The organism is Roseburia sp. AF12-17LB (assembly GCF_003479605.1).
Lineage (GTDB): Bacteria > Bacillota > Clostridia > Lachnospirales > Lachnospiraceae > Roseburia_C > Roseburia_C amylophila.
In genome coordinates this window covers 491,703-510,491 of record NZ_QUHR01000001.1, presented here as the reverse complement: position 1 = coordinate 510,491, position 18,789 = coordinate 491,703, and the positions used below count along the sequence as shown (strand labels likewise).

Here is an 18,789-nt window from a genome sequence, read left to right as displayed (position 1 = left end):
AATCTGCTGCGAATCAACGTAATATTATTGTAACAAATCTCTTCTATCCTTTTGCAATCCCCGGATATTAATTTTTAAACAACGCCCAAATGTAAAAATCCCCTCTTCCAAATCAGAAGAGGGGAAATCATTTCTGTTACTTATGCATTCTTCTTTGCAAAGCGTGTTTTGAATACAAACCACAGCTCTGTTGCAATACAGATAGAAGAATAAGTTCCACTCACAATACCTACCATAAGAGGAAGTGAGAAATCTTTAATGGATGCAACTCCAAGGATATAAAGCAGGAATACCATTACAAAGGTTGTAATTGAAGTATTTAAGCTTCGGGAAATTGTCTGGGAAATGGAGCGGTCAGCTATTTCGGTTAAGCTTTCCTTATCCACATTTCTTACCAGATGCATATTCTCACGGATTCGGTCAAAGATAACGATGGTATCATTGATGGAATATCCGATGATTGTCAGCATTACTGCAATAAATGTGCTTCCTACAGACAGCCGCAGCAGAGAGTAACAGGTTAAAATAACCAATACATCATGAATCAGTGCTAAAATAGCAGAGGTTGCAAAACGAATGTCTTTAAACCGGAACCAGATATAAACCAGCATACAGATTGTTGCAATTACTACTGCCCAGACTGCATCTTTTGTCATTTCACCACTGATAGTGGAACTGATATTAGTAGAGGAAACAGTTGAAGTATCTACACCAAGATTTTCTTCTAATGTAGTATTTAACTGCTCTCTTTCGTCCAAATCAAGGCTTCTGGTCTTAAATACAACCTGTGTACTTCCTTCTACCTTCTGAGCCTGTACACTGGAATCTCCAGTCACATCCTCAATCAGAGGAATTACTTCAGAATCTAATTCTGCAAGAGTATAATCTTTACCCATATCTACGGTTGTAGATGTACCACCGACAAATTCAAGGCTTAAGTTCAATGCGCCCTTGCCATTGGCTTTGTTTACGCCCATTCCCACAAATCCGGCAATGATAATTACTGCTGAAACAATAAAGAATACGTGGCGTTTTGCAATAAAATGCATTGGACGGCGGTCTTTCTGTCTTCCATAGAATTTTGCATCACGGAAACCAATTACATACAGTCCATGTAATACCAGTCTTGTTACAACTAATGCAGTAAACATAGATAATACGATACCGATTGCCAGTGTATAAGCAAATCCTTTTACGAAACCGCTTCCCTTAAATGCCAGCACTGCTGCAGCAATCAGGGTGGTGATATTTCCGTCTAAAATTGCAGATAACGCTTTCTGGAATCCGGTCTTAATCGCTGTCGAAACAGTCTTGCCGGATGCAATTTCTTCCCTGATACGGGCGAAGATAATAACATTTGCATCTACCGCCATACCAATGGAAAGGATGATACCTGCGATACCCGGAAGGGTAAGTGTAATTTCAAAAAGATAAATAACTGCAACTACCATTGTAGTATAAATTCCAAGTGCTATGGTTGCTGCCACACCTGAAATCCAGTAGTAAGCAATCATGAATACCGCAATCAGGGCAAGACCGATTGCTGCTGCCTTTAATGCCGTTGAAATTGCTTCTGTACCAAGCTGTGCTGCCACTATCTGGGACTGTAACTCAGATAACTCTAAGGAAAGAGAACCGATACGGATATTAGAAGCTAAAGTCTCTGCTTCTTCATAGGAACTCATTCCATCGATTACTGCGCTTCCGCCGGTAATTGCTTCTTTTACACGAGGTGTACTGATTGCCTCATCATCGTATACAATTGGGCAGACCTTTCCAACGTTGGCAGTGGTTGCATCTGCAAATTTCTGTGCGCCTTCATCGGTAAGTGTAAGCTGGACCACATACTGCTTGTTGCCAAGGTTGTCCTGCTGTGTTGCAGCCTGTGCATCCTTTACATCATTACCAGTCATGTAAACATTTCCGTCCGGATCCCGGAACTCTAAGGAACCCGGTTTTCCAAGTTCGTCCAGAATCTTGTTTGCATCCTTTACTCCTGGAATTTCAACGGTGATACGGTCATCACCTTCCTGATATACAGATGCTTCTGTACTGTAGCCTTCCACACGCTTCTGAAGCTTGTAAATAGTATCCTTCATCTGCTCGGAAGTCGGATTCTCGGATTCCACCTGATATGTGATGCTGACACCACCTGCCAAATCCAATCCAAGCTTAATGTTCTTATCTTCACCTTTTCCGGTTGAAGATAAGATGATAGACGCATAATACGACAGTCCTGCTAAAACCAAGAGAACTGCAAGTAATATGGCTACGCCCTTACTTTTCTTCATTTTCTTCTTCCTTTCTCCTGACTTAAATTTCCGCCTCTGCGGCTTTTATCATAATTGCGCATTCCACACGTTTCTTCTGCAATGCACAACCAATGTCATAGGTATTATGAATATCACCATGGAAATTATAAGAGTTCGCTGCACATCCACCGCTACAGTAGAATCTTGCAAAACACTCTCTGCATTTTTCCTTGGAATAAACATTACAGCTCTTAAAGGAATCCCGGATATCGGTACGTTTTAAGCCTTCAAAAACATTTCCCATCAGGAAATCTTCATTTCCAACAAACTGGTGACATGGATACAAGTCTCCCCAAGGTGTTACTGCCAGATACTCGGTTCCGGAACCACATCCGGAAAGTCTCTTGGCAACACAAGGACCGCCCTCCAAATCAATCATAAAATGGAAGAAGTTGAATGCTTTTCCCTCTTTTTTCCGTTTTACCATCTCTTTTGCCAGTGCATCATATTCTGCAAAAAGCTGTGGCAGGTCTTCCTCACGGATGGCATAATCATCTGTCTCCTGTGCCACAACCGGCTCTACGGAAATCTGCTTAAACCCAAGGTCTGCCAGATGCAGTACATCCTTGGAAAAATCTAAATTATGATGGGTATAGGTTCCACGCACGTAGTAGCGTTCCTGATTTCTGCTGTCTGCAAATTTCTGGAATTTCGGAACAATCACATCATAGCTTCCCTGACCACCACGGAACGGACGCATATAATCATTGACTTCTTTTCTTCCGTCAATACTTAATACAACATTGTCCATCTCTTTATTAGCGAACTCCATAATATCATCATTTAAAAGAACGCCATTTGTGGTCAGTGTAAACCGGAAATTCTTATTATGTATTTTTTCCTGCTCTCTTCCATATGCTACCAAATCTTTTACCACCTGGAAGTTTAAGGTAGGTTCTCCACCGAAGAAGTCCACCTCTAAGTTCCGGCGGTTGCCGGAATTGGCAATCAGGAAATCCAATGCAGCTTTTCCTACTTCATAGGACATTAACGCACGTCTGCCGTGATATTCTCCCTCTTCTGCAAAACAGTATCTGCAGGCAAGGTTACAATCATGGGCAATATGCAGACACAGTGCTTTTACTACAGTAGGACGTTTTGTTACATCACCGATGTATTCTTCATAATCATCCGGTGTGAACAAATCTCCGTTCTTCTGCAATTCCTCTATCTCTTCAATTGCTTCTTTTATCTCCGCCTCATCATAGGTCTTATTCAGTCTCTGTATGATTTCTTCACGGCTTGTCTCTTCCCACAATGCAATGACATCATAGGTTAAGTCATCCACAATATGGATGGCGCCGCTGTTTACATCCAGGACAATATTATAGCCGTTGTTTTTATACTGGTGAACCACTACAATATTTCCTCACTTTCTTACAACATTATAACGACCGTCCGCGCAGGCGTACGGTCGTTTCGTTCGTTCTCAATCTGAACTTTGGGTAATTATTTGCAATGCTCGCAAGTCTGGTTTCCTACAGTACAGGAAGTCTTGCATGCTGACTGACAAGATGTCTGGCACTCGCCGCATCCGCCCTTCTTTACTGTATTCTGTAACTTTCTTGTATTCAGGGTCTTAATATGTTTCATCTCGTTATCTCCTTTCGAAAAAATACCTCTAGTTAGTATAACACATAGTCTTTCATAAGAAAAGCACTTTTTTTAACTGAGCATTCCTCCCACAGTTCCCGAAGCAGTGCATAAAATCAGTGTTGTAAGGATGTGCTGCATTCCGGAATCCAGTCCCTTTTTCAATATCAGGGACACAATGAGCAGCACTGCAAAATATAATAGCCCCATCACGGCTCCCCACAGATATTTCCGGCTCTTCCTAATCTTTCCAATGATGAAGCCGCCGACAAATCCCACTACAATATAGCTTATGATAATGCTGATATTTACCGCAGCTTCGCTTAATTCCATTTTATATAAGACTGCCGCCAGAATAAAAAGCAGTATTCCCGTCAGAATATACATGACCAGCAACACTTTGCCCATTGTCGTAAAAAGATTTCCTTTTCCTGCCACCTTCTCTTTTCCCATATATCCTCCATCCATCTTCGTACCTTGTGCCTGCATCCGTAACTTATTTTTTATATCATGTTCCGGATACATTTTCGCTTTGTACTATATATGAAAAAAAGATTTATATTATGTATAAAAATGTCTCCTGCCGCTTAACTTTCCAATCACGGATAAAAATACCAGAAATGCCGGAATATTTTTCCATCCTGTTTTATCTTCTCTGTTTCCTGAAAGCCAAGTTTATGAAGCAGTCCCAACGATGCTTCATTCCCCGGCTCCACCAGACAGTCAATTCTTCGAAATTCAAGATTATTTTTTACCCATGCCATGATTGCCTGACAGACCTCATATGCATAACCCTGCCTCTGGTATTCCGGTGCAATGACATAGCCCATCTCAATAATTTCTTCTTCTCCTAGCATGCGATAGTCGATTCCGGCTCTTCCAATCAGCCGGTGGGTATCTTTTTCCCTTACCAGCCACATGCCATATCCATAGTAGCCATACATATTTTCAATATATGCTCTCTGGTACTCCTCCTCTTCCTGCCTTTCGTAAAGGGGCTCGATATAATCGGTGATTCCCTTCTTATTATATAAATCAAATAAATCGTCCATGTCATCTAACGTAATCTCTCTCAGATAGCACCGCTTTGTCTCTAGTATCCGCCACGGCAGGTGATGCTTCCGCTGAAATGTCCGAAGTAAAAATTCTGTGTCCACTTCTTCCAGTCCAAGAAGCAGCATATCCACATTGCTTAAAGGCATCTGTTTTGAAAAATCCGGTACTTCATAGCCAATGATGGTAAGCTGGTCTGAGTCTGAGTCTGCATCTGCATCCTTTTTCGCCCATGCCACTTCTTCCGGTTCTGTTGCAAGCAGCATACATTCCTCCGGCTTTACATGATGTCCGCTCAGGAAAAATGTGATATCTTTTTCCAAATCAGCATCTGTAAAAAGAAGTTCCACTTTTTTCTGCTCTGACAGTTCTTTTTGCAGGCGGCTTAATGCATGTTTCTCTTCTTCAGAAATTTTTTCTTCTAATGTTTCTTTTCGTATGATACAGTTCCAGTTTACAGTATTCCAGTGACACATATTTCCTTCTCTCTTTCTTTACAAAAAAGCCTTTTTCCGCTATAGTAGAACTACATTCTGTTATGCAGGATGAATTCAATGAACAGAAATGAGGTATCTTACAATGGCTCAGAATCCTATTATTACATTTGAAATGGAAAACGGAGATATTATGAAAGCGGAATTATATCCGCAGGTTGCTCCTAACACAGTAAATAACTTTATCAGCCTTGTCAACAAGGGATTTTATGATGGACTTATCTTCCATCGTGTCATCAACGGTTTTATGATTCAGGGTGGTGACCCGGAAGGAACCGGAATGGGCGGTCCAGGATATGGTATCAAGGGTGAATTTGCACAGAACGGCTTTGCAAATGACTTAAAGCATTCTGCAGGCGTTCTTTCCATGGCTCGTTCCATGATGCCAAACTCTGCCGGCTCCCAGTTCTTTATCATGCATAAGGATGCTCCACACTTAGATGGTGCTTACGCTGCTTTCGGTAAAATCATCGAAGGCATGGATGTGGTAAATAAAATTGCAGAAGTTGCAACCGACTACAGCGACCGTCCAATGGAAGACCAGCGAATGAAAACCGTTACCGTAGAAACCTTTGGTGTTGATTACGACGAACCGAAAACCGTATAATGCCATCGCAACAGCCGTATCAGTGTATACACTGGCACGGCTGTTGTTTTTTTGCAAAGCTTCTCTTTTTATTCTTTCAGTTTCCGGTAAAGCTTCTGTACAAACTGCACATCCTCTCTGGTAAGTTTCTTATGGCTATACGCTGCCACTTCAAGAATCTGAAGATAACGCTCCTTTTCTTCCATGCTCCAGCCCCCATAATTTAAAAGCTGTTCCCTGAATGTCCGGTCGGATTGTACTTTTGCATTTACAATGCCCTTCCGCCGTAAAATGCGATAAATCTGGTTTGAATTCCAAAGGATGATACGCTTGTAACTATGTGTTCCCTTCTTCCGTTTTCCTTCTATCTCTCTTAAATAATACCAGATACCTGCTGCAAGAAGCAGAATGATGATTACCACAGCAATCAAAATGACCTTTAAACTGTTTCCCTTTTGATTCTGTTTTCCTGCCTTATTGCCATCCTGCATGGAATTTTCTGTATTTTGATTTTCCGTATCCGGGTTTTCTGTGTTCTGACTTTCTGTATCCTGACTTTCTATGTTTTGATTTTTTGTATTCTGATTTTCCGTATTTTGCATTCCGCTGCCGGATAAATCCGACTGATTGTCATCTTTGGAACTGTCCTGATAATCACTTCGCTCCAGCGTAATTAGGTCTGCTGTTCTGCCATCATTCATCCGGATGGTAATGCTGTCACTTTCCTGCTGAATCTCCAGACGGTCAATGCCGGTTTTATTTCCCGGCGTCATCTCCACCGGCACCCAGCCAACACTGTCTATATAAATTTCCGTCCATGCATGTGCCTGATTATCAAGAACCTCTGCCGTATAATTCCCATCACTGTCCTTTTTAAACTCTGATGTACTTACAGCATAGCCGCTGACATACCGTGCCTTAATTCCCATCTGCCGCAGAAGCAGTGTTCCAGCACTGGCAAAATGCTGACAAAAGCCTTCCTTCGTATCAAACAGAAAATGTTCTGTTACATCCTGTCCCCATGGCACATTGTCCAAATCCAGATTATAGTTACACTTCGCCAGTTCCCGTTTCACCAGATAGACTGCATAGATTTCCTTAAAGTTATAAATATTATCATAATAAGTACCATTCTCAGTAAATCGGTTATCTACAAAATCCGAATAATCTCTTTCATACTCCGCTTCCAACTGATTTCCCAGTTCCCGGATTCTTGTGAGATTTTCCGGCACATACGTATATTTTTCCGTATACTCATTATATTTCTTTATAAATGCCCATTCGTCTTCCGGTAATTTGCTGTTAAACCCAGCCAAATCATACCGCCAGCTATTCATATTCTCTATAATTTCATTTACTTCCGATTCGCTCAGTGTCTCATTCCGGTCCACATAAGCACCATCTGCCAAATCTGCTGTAAACAAAGCATTCATATAAAGATGTGACATGCTGTTTCTTATGGTTCCGTCTACTTCCAGAACGTCATTGCCATTTCGGAGCACAGTACGGTCTCCATCCATAAGAACCCCGGCGGGCTGCCGTTCATCCTGATAATAGCTTGCCAACGTATAGTATGGCAAGTATGCATAGGGGTCTTTCTTATCAAAATACTGCACCCGGTAAATGGTATCCCAGTAATAGGTATAATAGCTCTGGGTATATGCCAGAATATTCTGTACCTGTTGTCCCGCGGTCTGTTCCTTAAGACTGCTGTCCGCTTCCTGCATGGCAGATACAAAATCACTGGAATCATAAGTCTTCCAGTTTCCATTTTTGTAATAATCGCCTACATAACCTCTTAAATATACCGTATCATCCGGTATCTGATAAGCAGTCACTTCCATAACCGGCTTGTCCTCAAATTCCGGTGCCATATTGCTGACCCGTCCCGGCTGATGGAAGGAGAAAATATCTTTACCAAAAGGAATTTCTGCCAAAAGATTGGCAGCTGTCATTGCCATTTCTGTTACCATATCCTGTGCCGTTTTTTCAATTTCACTTCTTCTTGCCACCATTTCTTTGGCTTTCGGTTCTGCCACTCTAAATACCAGCGAAGAAACAGCTACCGCCACCACCAGAAAAAGGCATACTGCTTTCTGCCTTAGATATTCCAACTGCTTTAATTCCACCCGGCCGGCAGCCCAGTAACCAAAGCTTCCTGCTGCAGCCAGTGAGAAACAAATCAATGCCCGCTTTGATGGTGCATAGCCCACCGCAAAATCCAGCATTATAAGAAGTAGCGGTGGAATCAACACTCCAGCCAGCCGTTTTCTTACCACCAGAAAATAAATCTGCAGAATAGACAAGATAACTAACAGCCATGCTGTTACTGCTACCACCGGATTTAAATCAAGATACCGTTCAAATCCGGATACAATCTGCACATTATAGTACATATTGATTTTCTGCACTACCAGCCGGATCAGTCCTGCCATCCCGGGATAAAGTTCCTTCCTGCCAAGCACCAGTCCCACCAGCAGTTCTCCCACAGGCAGCAGCCACTTGTCCGCCTTCTTAAAATAGGAAAAAGAAAACGTCAATGCTGCCGCAGAAACAGAAACCCATATCAATACAGGCTTTCCAAACCGGTTAGTCAGAAAGATGTCTCCAAATATAAAGAACATGGAAAGCTCCCAAAGTACAGCCAGCAGGCTCTGCATTCCCACACGCATGACCTGCGGCGGCAATGCAATTTTTCCTGCCCGCCGTCCTTTCTGCGAATACCGTATGTTTCCGGTCTTTTTCATAACCGATGCATATGTTTTCTTCTTTTTTCTCATACTCTAATCTCCGCTTTTGCGAAATCTTCTATTTCCGTTCCTGCCACAATAAGTTTTCCTGCAAGGTTCATTTCTATCTTTGTAACTGCTGTCTCACCCCGGTATTTCTCCTGATATAAAAGTGCAATATCCATCTTTTCCCGGCTCTGAACCGCTCCATACAAAAGCAGAATAAAATAATATACCTTCTCTTCCTTATCTACCCTTACCCGGATGAGGTCATGTTCCTTTTCATCATACCATGCGATATAATGAGGGCACTGTTTTTCCACCAGTCCAAAAGAAATCGAAATTACCATTTCAAAAAAGTGGTTTCTCTGCTTCTCCGTCTCTTTCTGTCCTCCGCTGATGTCAAGAAGAATCACCACCGGACAGCCCATCGGCTGGCTGTTTTCCCGCACCATCAGTTCATCTTCTTTTGCCGATAATTTCCAGTGAATATTCTGGATTTTATCTCCCGGCTGAAAGGAACGGATCTGAAATACCTCAGATACGTCATCTCCCCCGGTTTTATCATCATATACTTCCGATTCTCCCTGAAAATACCGGGAAGCTAATCCCACCTCTATCATTACCGGTGTTATCTTTGGCATAATGGAAAGCCGTTCCTCATAGCGCACATACCTGGTCAGATAGCCGATTCCAAGCAGGCCATAAAATCTTACCCGAACCAGCCGGAATGTATAATTTCCACTGCTTTTTGCTGCTACCTCCACGCTCATCCGGCTGCTGCTCTTTGCATCCGCCGCCGTCTGTATGGATAACTTTCTCTTTTTCCTGCCAAAGGAGTTCTGATAATCCATCCGGTATACCACCTTCGGCAATGGCAGCCTGCTCCGGTTTTCCGTCACCGCACAGATCATAACGCCTTCTTCCTGCTCTGCCATAACAATCGGAATCTGAATCCGGCATTTTACCCGAAGCATCATATATAAAATATAGCCATAGCCTAAAAACAGCATTACTCCGCAGCAAATCGACAAAAGCATCAATGCCGGGCTGGTATAAATGATTCCAAGATATCCTAATGCACCAACAATAAGTACAAGTATCAGTCCTGTTGCCATAGGCTACTCTTTTCCCTTAAATGAAGTTGGTTTTGTGGTATCTTCCATAATTTTTTCAAGAACTGCTTCCCCGGACACCCCGGTGACCCGTGCTTTGGTATTTAATACGATTCTATGCTTTGTGACATCATAAAAAACATCCTCTACATCAGCCGGAATCACATAATCTCTCTCATTTAAAAATGCATTGGCACGCACCATTTTCGTCAGAGCCACCATTCCACGCGGACTGACGCCCAGCTCAATATAAGGATTTTTTCTGGTGGCATGAATCAGCGCCATCATATATTCATAAATTCTGTCATGTATAAAAATATTTTCTACGGTTTCTTTCATTGCCTGCAGCTGCGCCCCTGTCATCACACCTTCTATGCTCTCATAGCTCTGTCCGATGCTCTTTCCTTTGGCAATCTCAATCTCACTTTTCAAATCCGGGTATCCCATGCTCATACAAATCATGAAACGGTCTAACTGGGATTCCGGCAGCATCTGTGTCCCGGCACTTCCCTTCGGATTCTGGGTTGCCATTACAAGAAATGGTTTCGGAACCGGATGACTGATGCCATCTACCGTCACTTTTCCCTCTTCCATAACCTCTAACAGGGCTGACTGGGTCTTTGGAGAAGTCCGGTTGATTTCATCTGCCAAAAACAGATTGCACATGACTGCACCCGGATGATAATAAAAGCCGCACTGCTCCTTATCATACATAGAAAATCCCAAAATATCTGCCGGCAGTACATCCGGTGTAAACTGTACCCTGTGATTTTCAAGGCACAATGCCCTCGAAAAAGCCAGTGCCAGCGTTGTCTTTCCCACTCCCGGTACATCTTCAATTAAAATATGTCCTCCTGCTAAAATTGCACAGAATGCCTTCCGGATACAATCATCTTTTCCTTTTACGCTTTTTTTGATTTCATTTTGAACCCGCTTTGATAATTCCACCGCCTGCTGTAATTCCATCCTTCTCCTCCTGCCTTGAGTCTGTTTCCTGACTCTACTTTTTTCTCATCCGGTTTAGAAACATTTTTTATTTCACAAGTTTCTTCTGTCCCTGAATCTTTTTTACCAGCCATACCGAAACTAACGCCAGTACGGTTCCAATCACCACTCCTGCCAACACATCCGACGGATAATGCACCCCTACATATAACCGTGAATATGCAATCAGAACAGCTACAATTAATGCCATTACTCCATATTTTTTAGGAAGCTCTTTCCATAATACAATTGCTGATGCAAAAGAACTTCCGGTATGTCCCGATGGGAAAGAATAATCTGGCTGCTTTTCAATTAAAAGCTTCAATCCATCAACCACTTCATAGGGTCTGGTTCTTGCCACCAGATTTTTAAGTAAAATATTGTCTACAATTAACGAACCAATTAAAGCCAGTGCCGACATATAGCCTACGTTCCTCGTCTTCTTGTCCAACAAAAGCACAATGGTTATCAGAATCCATAAGATTCCAGCATTTCCAAGATTTGTAATATCCTTCATCACGGAAGTCAGTGCCGGGAATCGCAGATACTCCTGTATCCATAATAAAATCTGCCCATCTATATGTAATAACTGTTCTAACATGATATGTTCCTCTTCTTTCCGTACGTTTTCATCACTTTTACTGCTGCTTATAGTATACCGTGTTTCCTTTGATTTCGAAACAACTTAATGAAATATTAAAAAACTAAACTCCAGCCATTCCCAAGCAACGCAAAACAGGTCATCCCAGCCCTCACAAGCTGAATATGACCTGTTTCTTTCTACATAAATTGCTTTTTATTACTTACTGAATATCTTCTTCCTGAATCGGATTCATGTCAAGTCCACGGTTGGCATCTGCCTTTGGATCATCTCCGAAATGATAATCTTTACCAGGTAAGATTGCATTTAAGATAATTCCGGCTAAAGCTGCGATTGCAAGTCCGGTTAAGGTAATGCTGGTTCCTGCAATGGTAAAGGTAAGTCCATTGGAAAATCCAAGTCCGCTGACTAAGATTACTGCTGCAATGATTAAGTTACGGGATTTGGTAAAATCAACGTGATTTTCTACTACGTTTCTGACACCGATTGCAGAGATCATACCATAAAGCATGAAGCTGACACCACCGATGATTGCAGATGGCATGGAGCCAATGATTTCAGCCATTTTCGGAATAAAGCTTAATATAACTGCAAATACAGCTGCAATACGGATCACTCTAGGGTCATGCACACGGCTTAATTCCAATACACCGGTATTCTCACCATATGTAGTATTTGCAGGACCACCAACCATACCTGCAAATGCGGTTGCAAGTCCGTCACCGATTAAGGTTCTGTGAAGTCCCGGATCTTCGATGAAGTTCTCACCAACAGTTGCAGAAATTGCAGACATATCTCCGATATGCTCCATCATAGTTGCCAGTGCGATTGGTGCCATAACCAGGATTGCAGTCAGGTTAAATTTGCATAACTGGAATGGAGGAAGTCCTACCCAGCTTGCAGATGCTACTTCGGTAAAGTTTAAGATAGCACTTCCATCCGGATTAGTCAGTCCTGCTGCCTGCATAATCAGTGCTGCTGCATAGGAAATGACAACACCTAAAAGAATCGGGATAATGCGGAACATTCCTTTTCCCCAGATGTTAAAGATAATGATAACTGCCAGTGCAATCAGTGCAAGAATCCAGTTGGTGGATGCATTGTTTACTGCAGATGGTGCAAGGGAAAGGCCGATACAGATGATGATTGGTCCTGTTACAACAGGTGGCAGGAAACGCATTACTTTCTTTACTCCTACGACCTTGATAACAAGTGCAAGAATCAGATATAAAGCTCCTGCAACAACAATACCACCACAGGCATATGGAAGCTTCTCTCCCATGGTCATGTCTGCAAAGACTCCGGTATCCAACTGTGCAATCGTAGAAAATCCTCCTAAGAATGCAAAGGATGAACCTAAGAATGCAGGTACTTTTAATTTGGTACAAAGGTGGAAGAATAAAGTTCCAAGACCGGCACAGATTAAAGTAACCTGTACGGAAAGGCCTTCTCCCTCAAAATAGCTGTTCACCAGAATCGGCACAAGAATGGTTGCGCCAAACATTGCGAACATGTGCTGAAGTCCTAACAACAGCATCTTCGGAACACCAAGTGTCCGTGCGTCGCGAATTGCGTCTTTTCGTTCGTTCATAACGAAAGCTCCTCCTTAAAATATAATGTGTGATATCCGTGGAATTTTATTTTCCACTTCTGCGGTGCTTTTCATGCATTTTTCTGTTGCTATGCTGCATCCGCTTTAACTACGGGAAACATATTTTCCCGCATAAAACAGGTAACCCACCGAAATGGCAGATTACCTGTTATTATCTAAATTTGTTCCAACGTCTCAATTGCTTTGGCAATATATGGGTTGTCCATAGTATAAAATTGTCCTGCATCGGCAGCTTTTGCATATGCCGGATCCAATGGAAGTTTTCCAAGAACGGACAAATCAAGGTCTGCTGCGATTTCATCAATATGGCTTTCTCCAAATAAGGAAATCTCTTTTCCACAATCCGGACATTTTAAATAGCTGTAATTTTCAACGATTCCAAGGACAGGAACATTCATCATCCCTGCCATGTTATATGCTTTCTTTACAATCATCTGAACCAGTTCCTGCGGAGAAGTTACGATAATGATTCCTTCTACCGGAAGAGACTGGAATACAGTCAGTGGAACATCTCCGGTTCCCGGTGGCATATCTACGAAAAGGTAATCAATGTCACCCCATACCACGTCACTCCAGAACTGCTTTACTACGCCGGCAACGACTGGTCCACGCCATACAACCGGTGTTTCTTCTGTATCAACCAATAAATTTACAGACATAATCCTGGTTCCGTCTTCTGCCACTGCCGGAAGAATCTCTTTTCCATCTCCGACTGCTTTTCCGTGAATTCCATACATCTTTGGAATGGATGGTCCGGTAATGTCGGCATCCATAATACCTACTTCATAACCTTTCTTACGCATAGCGGCTGCCATGGATGCTGTGACAAAAGATTTTCCAACACCACCTTTACCGCTGACTACGCCGATTACATGCTTTATGGATGAATGTGCATTCATTGGCTCTTTCTGAAACTTTATTGCCATTTCTATTCCCTCTTTTCGCTAAACAGGCGGTGTACGTGATCGACACCGCCTATATTTTTATTTAAACCTCATTATTACTATCATACCTTACTGATAGATACTTTTCAAGATATCAGTTTGCACAAAAATTGATACCTTATGCATTTCTCTTCGAAAGGATTTCTTTTAAGCTCTCCGTATATGGCTCTCTTGCGATTCCATACTCTGTTACAATTCCGCTTATTAAATCGTGATCTGTCACATCAAATGCCGGATTGTATACTTTGACGCCTTCCGGTGCCATCCGCTCCTGATACCACATCTCCGTCACTTCCTCTGCCGGACGCTCTTCAATGCAGATATCATCTCCGGTTGCTGTATTTAAGTCAATGGTAGAGGTCGGTGCACAGACATAAAAAGGTACATGATACCGCTTTGCTACCGTTGCCACAACGGAGGTTCCGATTTTATTTGCGGTGTCTCCATTGGCTGCCACCCGGTCGCAGCCTACAAATACTGCCTGTACCAGTCCCTGTTTCATAACGGTGCCAGACATATTATCACAAATCAGAGTCACATCCACCCCTGCTGCATGCAGTTCAAAAGAAGTAAGTCTCGCCCCCTGCAAAAGAGGTCTTGTCTCATCTGCAAATACATGAAAATGATAACCTCTTTCCTCCCCCAGATAAATCGGTGCTGTAGCAGTCCCATATTTACTGGTGGCAAGCTGTCCGGCATTGCAATGGGTCAAAATACCATCACCCGGCTTCACCAATGTCAGCCCGTGTTCTCCGATGCTTTTGCAGACCCTGATATCTTCTTCCTGAATCTCAAGGGCTTCTTTATGAAGCAATTCTTTTATCTCTGCAACCGGCTTATTTTTATTTGCAATGCAGACTCTCTCCATCCGGTTTAATGCCCAGGAAAGATTGACTGCGGTCGGGCGGGAAGAATTCAAATATTCTTTCTGTTTCTGAAAAGTTTCATAAAAGACTTCATAATCCTCTGTTTCAATTTCTTTTGCCAGAAGATAAATGCCAAAGCCTGCTACTACACCAATTGCCGGTGCGCCACGGACTTTTAATAAATAAATGGCATCCCAGATTTCCTGTGCACTCTTTAACCGGATCAGTTCTATCGTTCCCGGCAGCTTTGTCTGGTCGATGATTTCAATGGCATTCTCTGCATCTAAGAGTGTAACCGTTGCATAATCCATAATATTCTTACTGTTTTTTTCCTTCTCCATAGCCTTATCTCCTACTTGTCCTGAGCCTTTATTCTGGCATTCAGTTCTTCTAAATACTCCCAGCGTTCCATCTTATGCTCTAATTCATCTTCCACTTTTATCTTCTCCTGGGTCAGCTCATTTAACTTTACAAAATCACTGGCAAAGCTTCCCATCTTCTCATCCAGTTCTTCTAACTTTGCTTCCAAAGCTGCAATATCGTCCTCAATGGTCTCATAATCCTTCTGCTCCTGCCAGGTAAATTTCAACTTCCTGCCGCTCTTCCAGGTCGCCCTGGAATCCTTCTTTTCGGTATTCTCTATGGTGTCCGCATTTTCCTCCTGATCTGCTTTTTTCCTGGAAGTCTCTGTGCCTGCATTTCCTGCTGCAGTCTCTTCCTCCGGCCGCTTGGCAAGATAATCCGTATAACCGCCCTCATACTGTCTTATGTTTCCCTGTTCAAATGCAAAAATCCGCTTTGCGATACGGTCAAGGAAATACCGGTCATGGGATACCGTAATGACGATTCCATCATAATTATCAAGATAATCCTCTAAGATTGCCAGTGTGGTAATATCAAGATCATTGGTCGGCTCGTCTAAAATCAGTACATTCGGTGCTTCCATCAATACACGAAGCAGATTCAGTCTCCGCTTTTCTCCACCGGAAAGTTTTCCGATAACGCCATACTGTTCTTCCGGTGGAAATAAGAAACGCTCCAACATGGCTGATGCGGACACCAGTCCATCCTCTGTCCGGACATATTCTGCAGTATTGCGGATATATTCAATAACCTTTAAAGACGGATCCATATAGGCAACTCCCGCCGATGCATCCTTTTCAATCTCCTGGGAATAATAGCCTATCTTTATGGTCTGTCCGATAACCAGTTCTCCGGCATCCGGCTTTACCCTGCCATCGATAATCTTCATCAAAGTGGTCTTACCGCATCCATTATGTCCCACAAATCCGACTCTGTCATTCTTAAGAAAGATATAGGAAAAATCCTCAATCAGCTTTTTTTCTCCATAGGATTTACTGATATGATGAAGCTCTACCGTCGTCTTTCCCATACGGCTGGAAACCGAGCTTAATTCCACCTGCTTATCAAACTGTGGTCCCGCCTGGTCTCTAAGATTCTCATAGCGCCTGATATGTGCTTTCTGCTTGGTAGACCTTGCCCTTGCGCCCCGCTGCATCCAGGCGATCTCCTTGCGAAGGATGGACTGCCGCTTCCGTTCCCCGGCAACTGCCATATCCATACGCTCCTGCTTCAAATTCAGATAACCGGAATAATTTTCCTGATAACTGTAAATGGAGCCTTTATCAATTTCTGCAATACGGTTACATACGCTGTCCAGAAAATACCGGTCATGGGTTACCATAATCAGTGTTCCCTTAAAGCCCTTTAAGTATCCTTCCAGCCACTCTGCCATATCTGCATCCAGGTGGTTGGTAGGCTCGTCTAACAGCAGAATATCGCAGGGTGTTAAAAGCACTGCCACAAGAGCCAGACGTTTTCTTTCTCCACCGGATAAGTTTTTCGTCTTTTCCTCAAAATTATATACGCCAAGTCTTGTGAGCATGGATTTTGCCTTGCTCTCTAAATTCCACATCTGATAATCTTCCCCGGAAGCATCTGCCTGATTTTTCCGGTGTGCCGTTACCAGTACACTTTCTAAAACAGTCTCTTCTTCTCCAAATTCCGGCATCTGCGGAAGATAGCGGATTACCGCATGATTTGCCTTGGTGATTTCTCCAGCATCCGGTTCTTCTAAGCCTGCCAGCATTTTCAGTAAAGTGGATTTTCCGGTTCCGTTAATTCCCACAATTCCGACTTTCTCTCCTTCCTGCAAATAAAAGGAGGCATTGGAAAATAACTTTCTTCCGGTAAATGTCTTGGTTATATTCTCTGCTGATAATAAATTCATAAAGGTCTCCTGTATTTCTTTTTCATTCTTATTGGCAATAATTTTCTATCACAATACATATTTACATTTGACTGCTCACTGACTATACTGTAATGCATAGCACAACTATTCAGGAGGTAATATATGTATCATAGAACATCTGAATTAAAACATATTTTTAACGAAAATATGAAAGGCGGAACCGGCACCGTTGAGATTATCCGTTCCGTCAATCCTATAGACTATGAAAGCCCAGCCAAGATGATTGCAAAACTCATCTTAAGACCGGGCTGTTCTCTCGGAAAGCATATGCATGAAGGGGAAGAAGAAATCATCACCATTCTCTCCGGTCATGCAGCCTATGACGATAACGGAACCATCGTTGCTTTAGAAGCCGGTGATACCTGCGTCTGCAAAAGCGGAGAGTCCCACAGCATTGCAAATGCTTCTCCAAAAGAAGATCTCATTCTCTTTGCTGTCATTAACTATCTTGCCTAATTACCGGCAAAATAAGCATCAATCCCATTGGCGATTCCCTGTGCAATCTGAGTCTGATAAGAGTCCGTTGCCATGTTGGAATCTTCGGTGGGATTTGTCATATATCCCATTTCTACAATCGTTACCGGCACGGTACTCCAGTTAATTCCACTCATGGTATCCGTCTCCCACACATATTCCTTCTTTGCACCTGTCTGGGCACACAAACTATCCAGTATATTCTGGGAAAGGGATCGGCTCTGACTGTAAAAGCTTCCTACATATGGATTGGATGCGGTCTGACAGATTGTCATAGCCCCATTGGCTCCGCTGTTGGTAGATCCGTTGGCATGTATACGGACAAATGCTTCTGCTCCCGCATTGGTTGCAATGGCTGCCCGCTCGCTGTTACTGAGATTCACATCATTGGTTTCTCTTGTCATGACTACGGTATAACCTCTTGCTACCAGTTCATCCCGCAATTTTAAGCTGACGGATAAGTTAAGCTGATATTCTGTCTGTCCGGTTGCAACGCCGGATGTTCCTCCTGTTACTCTTGCCTTGGTCTCAGAAGATCCCGGTGCTACCGGCTCCGGTGTACTGTCTCCTCTGCTCTGATGTCCCGGGTCAATGCAGATGACATGTCCACCGCTTCCGGATGTAATTCCGGTTCCCGCACTTCCAGTCAATGCTACCGGCTCCTGCGGCTTCTCTGTGGTCAGATAATCGGATGCTATATAATAAGTTCCTTCATCCAATGAAACCTGGCTCCAGCTTCCATCATTTGCAGTGCGGGTAAGTTCTTTTCCCGCAGATAATTTCTTATAAACCTCTGCATCGGTAGAAGGTTCTACCCTCACATTGACTCTTGTTGTCGTATAAACAGTCTCTTCTGCATAAACTACCGTATCCGGATTCAATACTGCCGGAACATGCTCTGTTTCCGTCTCTGTTTCTGTTTCCGTATCTACAACTTCTTCGGTGTCAATTACATTTTCTGTTGTTGGTACCTCTGTATTTGTTAATGTTTCTTCGGTATTCACATTCGCAACTGTATCGTCTTTTTTATCCTTCCCGCAAGCGGTCAGAAATACCAGACACATAACAAGCAACAGGCATACGGTAACTGCCGAGTGCCTGCTGCCCTTATGGAATGTGCTTCTTTCTGATGTTCTCATAGATTCCCTCACATT

Annotated in this window: 16 protein-coding genes; 2 read left to right on the top strand and 14 right to left on the bottom strand. The window is 42.9% G+C overall.

Annotated features, from left to right (window positions below):
* Positions 1-140: 140 nt before the first annotated feature.
* The 5 genes from secD to DWV68_RS02225 all read right to left on the bottom strand — a co-directional run bounded on the left by secD (position 141) and on the right by DWV68_RS02225 (position 5,434).
* Positions 141-2,291, bottom strand: coding sequence for a protein translocase subunit SecD (gene secD / locus DWV68_RS02245; RefSeq protein ID WP_117697530.1), 2,151 nt, complete (start codon positions 2,289-2,291; stop codon positions 141-143).
* A gap of 22 nt (positions 2,292-2,313) precedes the next feature.
* Positions 2,314-3,669 (bottom strand): thioether cross-link-forming SCIFF peptide maturase, encoded by a 1,356-nt coding sequence (scfB, locus tag DWV68_RS02240; protein ID WP_022244182.1) that lies wholly within the window; start codon positions 3,667-3,669, stop codon positions 2,314-2,316.
* A 92-nt stretch (positions 3,670-3,761) separates the two neighbouring features.
* Positions 3,762-3,905 carry a six-cysteine ranthipeptide SCIFF gene (gene scfA, locus DWV68_RS02235; protein WP_022244181.1) on the bottom strand — a complete coding sequence of 48 codons (144 nt, stop codon included), beginning with the start codon at positions 3,903-3,905 and terminating at the stop codon, positions 3,762-3,764.
* Between the two features lie 72 nt (positions 3,906-3,977).
* Positions 3,978-4,358, bottom strand: a complete 381-nt coding sequence (locus DWV68_RS02230; RefSeq protein ID WP_117840576.1) for a TIGR04086 family membrane protein — start codon at positions 4,356-4,358, stop codon at positions 3,978-3,980.
* A gap of 146 nt (positions 4,359-4,504) precedes the next feature.
* Positions 4,505-5,434: a GNAT family N-acetyltransferase gene (locus tag DWV68_RS02225; RefSeq protein ID WP_118664922.1), complete on the bottom strand. Its 930-nt coding sequence runs from the start codon at positions 5,432-5,434 to the stop codon at positions 4,505-4,507.
* A gap of 103 nt (positions 5,435-5,537) precedes the next feature.
* Between DWV68_RS02225 and DWV68_RS02220 the strand changes: the two genes are divergently transcribed.
* A complete protein-coding gene (locus DWV68_RS02220; protein WP_118664920.1) occupies positions 5,538-6,059 on the top strand; it encodes a peptidylprolyl isomerase in 522 nt (173 codons plus the stop codon).
* 68 nt (positions 6,060-6,127) lie between these two features.
* Here the strand turns inward: DWV68_RS02220 and DWV68_RS02215 are convergent, their stop codons facing one another.
* From DWV68_RS02215 to DWV68_RS02180, 8 genes are all read right to left on the bottom strand, one after another.
* Positions 6,128-8,818, bottom strand: a complete 2,691-nt coding sequence (locus DWV68_RS02215; RefSeq protein WP_118664918.1) for a transglutaminase-like domain-containing protein — start codon at positions 8,816-8,818, stop codon at positions 6,128-6,130.
* Positions 8,815-9,885: a DUF58 domain-containing protein gene (locus DWV68_RS02210; protein WP_118541304.1), complete on the bottom strand. Its 1,071-nt coding sequence runs from the start codon at positions 9,883-9,885 to the stop codon at positions 8,815-8,817. The genes DWV68_RS02215 and DWV68_RS02210 overlap by 4 nt, the downstream gene beginning before the upstream one ends.
* 3 nt (positions 9,886-9,888) lie before the next feature.
* The gene (locus DWV68_RS02205; protein WP_117840567.1) at positions 9,889-10,848 is read right to left on the bottom strand and encodes an AAA family ATPase; all 960 of its coding nucleotides are present in this window, start codon (positions 10,846-10,848) and stop codon (positions 9,889-9,891) included.
* Between the two features lie 67 nt (positions 10,849-10,915).
* Complete coding sequence (locus DWV68_RS02200; protein WP_118664916.1) at positions 10,916-11,467, bottom strand: phosphatase PAP2 family protein; 552 nt, start codon at positions 11,465-11,467, stop codon at positions 10,916-10,918.
* A gap of 202 nt (positions 11,468-11,669) precedes the next feature.
* Positions 11,670-13,058 carry a uracil-xanthine permease family protein gene (locus DWV68_RS02195; protein ID WP_117946494.1) on the bottom strand — a complete coding sequence of 463 codons (1,389 nt, stop codon included), beginning with the start codon at positions 13,056-13,058 and terminating at the stop codon, positions 11,670-11,672.
* A 176-nt stretch (positions 13,059-13,234) separates the two neighbouring features.
* On the bottom strand, positions 13,235-14,005 hold the full coding sequence (locus tag DWV68_RS02190) for an Mrp/NBP35 family ATP-binding protein (protein ID WP_242988692.1): 771 nt from the start codon (positions 14,003-14,005) through the stop codon (positions 13,235-13,237).
* 136 nt (positions 14,006-14,141) lie between these two features.
* A complete protein-coding gene (gene mtnA, locus DWV68_RS02185; RefSeq protein ID WP_118664914.1) occupies positions 14,142-15,230 on the bottom strand; it encodes an S-methyl-5-thioribose-1-phosphate isomerase in 1,089 nt (362 codons plus the stop codon).
* An 11-nt stretch (positions 15,231-15,241) separates the two neighbouring features.
* Positions 15,242-17,140, bottom strand: a complete 1,899-nt coding sequence (locus DWV68_RS02180) for an ABC-F family ATP-binding cassette domain-containing protein (protein WP_118639119.1) — start codon at positions 17,138-17,140, stop codon at positions 15,242-15,244.
* A 123-nt stretch (positions 17,141-17,263) separates the two neighbouring features.
* Between DWV68_RS02180 and DWV68_RS02175 the strand changes: the two genes are divergently transcribed.
* Entirely contained in the window at positions 17,264-17,617 is a 354-nt protein-coding gene (locus DWV68_RS02175; protein WP_118664912.1) for a cupin domain-containing protein, read from the top strand.
* Here the strand turns inward: DWV68_RS02175 and DWV68_RS14635 are convergent.
* Positions 17,614-18,774, bottom strand: coding sequence for an N-acetylmuramoyl-L-alanine amidase (locus tag DWV68_RS14635; RefSeq protein WP_022244168.1), 1,161 nt, complete (start codon positions 18,772-18,774; stop codon positions 17,614-17,616). The two genes, DWV68_RS02175 and DWV68_RS14635, sit on opposite strands and share 4 nt — an antisense overlap.
* Positions 18,775-18,789: the final 15 nt, after the last annotated feature.

What these genes read in the sequence shown, in the direction of transcription:
- secD (WP_117697530.1), bottom strand. Translation starts at nt 2,291, where the DNA reads ATGAAGAAAAGTAAGGGCGTAGCCATATTACTTGCAGTTCTCTTGGTT.
- scfA (WP_022244181.1), bottom strand. Translation starts at nt 3,905, where the DNA reads ATGAAACATATTAAGACCCTGAATACAAGAAAGTTACAGAATACAGTA.
- DWV68_RS02230 (WP_117840576.1), bottom strand. Translation starts at nt 4,358, where the DNA reads ATGGGAAAAGAGAAGGTGGCAGGAAAAGGAAATCTTTTTACGACAATG.
- DWV68_RS02225 (WP_118664922.1), bottom strand. Translation starts at nt 5,434, where the DNA reads ATGTGTCACTGGAATACTGTAAACTGGAACTGTATCATACGAAAAGAA.
- DWV68_RS02220 (WP_118664920.1), top strand. Translation starts at nt 5,538, where the DNA reads ATGGCTCAGAATCCTATTATTACATTTGAAATGGAAAACGGAGATATT.
- DWV68_RS02215 (WP_118664918.1), bottom strand. Translation starts at nt 8,818, where the DNA reads ATGAGAAAAAAGAAGAAAACATATGCATCGGTTATGAAAAAGACCGGA.
- DWV68_RS02210 (WP_118541304.1), bottom strand. Translation starts at nt 9,885, where the DNA reads ATGGCAACAGGACTGATACTTGTACTTATTGTTGGTGCATTAGGATAT.
- DWV68_RS02205 (WP_117840567.1), bottom strand. Translation starts at nt 10,848, where the DNA reads ATGGAATTACAGCAGGCGGTGGAATTATCAAAGCGGGTTCAAAATGAA.
- DWV68_RS02200 (WP_118664916.1), bottom strand. Translation starts at nt 11,467, where the DNA reads ATGTTAGAACAGTTATTACATATAGATGGGCAGATTTTATTATGGATA.
- DWV68_RS02195 (WP_117946494.1), bottom strand. Translation starts at nt 13,058, where the DNA reads ATGAACGAACGAAAAGACGCAATTCGCGACGCACGGACACTTGGTGTT.
- DWV68_RS02190 (WP_242988692.1), bottom strand. Translation starts at nt 14,005, where the DNA reads ATGGCAATAAAGTTTCAGAAAGAGCCAATGAATGCACATTCATCCATA.
- mtnA (WP_118664914.1), bottom strand. Translation starts at nt 15,230, where the DNA reads ATGGAGAAGGAAAAAAACAGTAAGAATATTATGGATTATGCAACGGTT.
- DWV68_RS02180 (WP_118639119.1), bottom strand. Translation starts at nt 17,140, where the DNA reads ATGAATTTATTATCAGCAGAGAATATAACCAAGACATTTACCGGAAGA.
- DWV68_RS02175 (WP_118664912.1), top strand. Translation starts at nt 17,264, where the DNA reads ATGTATCATAGAACATCTGAATTAAAACATATTTTTAACGAAAATATG.
- DWV68_RS14635 (WP_022244168.1), bottom strand. Translation starts at nt 18,774, where the DNA reads ATGAGAACATCAGAAAGAAGCACATTCCATAAGGGCAGCAGGCACTCG.